Origin of the sequence: Paraglaciecola sp. 25GB23A (genome assembly GCF_040012495.1) — a bacterium.
Taxonomy (GTDB): Bacteria; Pseudomonadota; Gammaproteobacteria; order Enterobacterales; family Alteromonadaceae; genus Paraglaciecola.
Genome location: NZ_JBDYKM010000068.1, coordinates 1 through 2,053 on the forward strand (window position 1 = coordinate 1; position 2,053 = coordinate 2,053).

Consider the following 2,053-nt stretch of genomic DNA (forward strand, 5'->3'; position numbering starts at 1 on the left):
AAAAGCGGACAGTGAAAGGATCGTCTGGGGTATTATAAACAATGTTTTGCCAATACGGTTTTTACCTACCAAACACATCGGTTAGTCTACGTGACTAACCGATTTTTACGATTGCAGTCTCTGTAAGTTTGTCAATGCCTCATACAAAAAAATAAGAATGACTGAGCACAAAGTAGAAAGTTACACTAGGCTTCGCTCAGATTAGGCTGTTGTCACTCTACTGTATATAACGAGCTGCAATTATATACTTTGGCTAATATGCGGAATTATAATACTGTCAGTGGACGATAACTATTTCACATAGAAGATGATTTAGCCTAAAAAATCACATAATCCAGTGAGGGTATTATTGAGTATTAAATTAAAAAAATGAACTCTAAGACTAATGTTGATGAAATAGGTATGACCCAATATGTTAGAACTAAACAAAAACAACAAGTTTGTAAGGAGCAAAGTTTGAAGAATTGTGAAATATTAGTCGTAGATGATGACCTTATTATTTTGGCGATACTTGAAAACGCCCTTAAGGATTTTAAAACAGTCGCCATGTCTTCGCCCATAGCTGCATTTGAATTTGTTCAAAACTTAGAGCGTCCTCCTTATCTGATTATTTTAGATGTCATGATGCCGGAAATGGATGGGTTCGAGCTTTGCACTAAAATCAGAGAAATTGTAAAAGAAGATGCCTCGGAGATAATTTTTCATACAGCAAGCTCAGAATTTGAGGAGCGCCTTCATGGCTTTGAAGTCGGCGCTAATGATTTTATTGTGAAGCCAATTGTGACAGCAGAGCTTCAAAATAAAGCCAAAAGTATCGTTCTTAGAGGAAAGAACAGAAGAAAACTTGAAGGTCTCGAAGGTAAATCCAAAGAATTAGAACAGGATAAGGCACATGTTATAAAGTCTGTTTTAACTGAAATGGGTGAACAGGCTAATCTAATCCAATTTCTAAGAGCGTCAGCAAAATGTCAAACACAAGAATCACTTAATCGACTGATCATTAAATCGGCATCTGATTTTGGACTAAACAGCTCGGTCAGATCTAGTTTTGTTTTAAATGATATTGAATATTCTTCAGTTGATACTAACGGTGATTCTGTTTCGCCATTGGAACAAGAACTACTCACAAGACTTAAGCATTCCGACAGAATATTGACAAGAGGTCAGAGACTACTTTTAAACTACCCATATTTTACCCAAATAGTTAAAAACATGCCTGATGATGAGGGTTTTGCCGGACGAATTCGTGATTATACAGCGATTATTCTTGAAGCTGCTGTTTTACAATTACAAACAATAGCGCAAGTAGAAGAAGTGAACCTTATGATAAGGGAGTTAGAGGTCGTACAGGGTAGAGTTGAAAAAAGTAACCTTCAGAGCATGAAAAATGTGCTTGATACTCTATCCAATCTGACTACGACTGTAGAAAGTAAGGTATTTGAATATGGTCTTTCTGAACAACAAGAAATAGAACTACTGCACCTATTTAGAACAAGTACTGATGATGCTTTTAAGGCTCTTGATGAGTCTAAATCCAGCGATGAACTGCCCTTAATGATGTCACGCCTAAATAGCCTCAAAGAAATGAGCCAGATCCCTAAAGAGTTATCAGGAGATTCAAACGACGTGGAGCTTTTTTAAATATTTTGTGCGTAGTGAATTTTTATTTTGTAGGTGTTTATTTGGCATAAAGACCTACAAATTAAGGTTAAAAAGGCATTTTGAAACTTGGAGGCAAAGGCATTCCACCAGTAACATCAGCCATTTTTGCTTTGGTGGTTTCTTGTACTCGCCTTACACCATCATTAAATGCCGCAGCGACCAAATCTTCGATCATTTCTTGATCTTCTTCCATCAAGCTAGTGTCAATATCAACGCGACCAACAGCATGATTACAAGTCATGGTAACTTTAACCAATCCTGCGCCTGACTCACACCGTTTTGTTACAGCTGCATTAAGTGGAGCCTCAGCAGCAGTGAATATCTATCGTCATTACGAAAATGGTAGTGTTCTTATTTTTGATGAGGTGGAACGTAGTAGCCTTGCAGATTT

At 37.2% G+C, this 2,053-nt stretch carries 1 protein-coding gene and 1 pseudogene; one reads left to right on the top strand and one right to left on the bottom strand.

The annotated features are described in order from the left end of the window. Nucleotides 1-402 precede the first annotated feature (402 nt). Entirely contained in the window at nt 403-1,641 is a 1,239-nt protein-coding gene (locus ABKW31_RS22840) for a response regulator (protein ID WP_348619024.1), read from the top strand. A gap of 67 nt (nt 1,642-1,708) precedes the next feature. Here the strand turns inward: ABKW31_RS22840 and ABKW31_RS22845 are convergent. Then, nucleotides 1,709-1,933 (bottom strand): annotated as a pseudogene (locus ABKW31_RS22845) (YbaB/EbfC family nucleoid-associated protein); the annotation flags it as partial. Nucleotides 1,934-2,053: the final 120 nt, after the last annotated feature.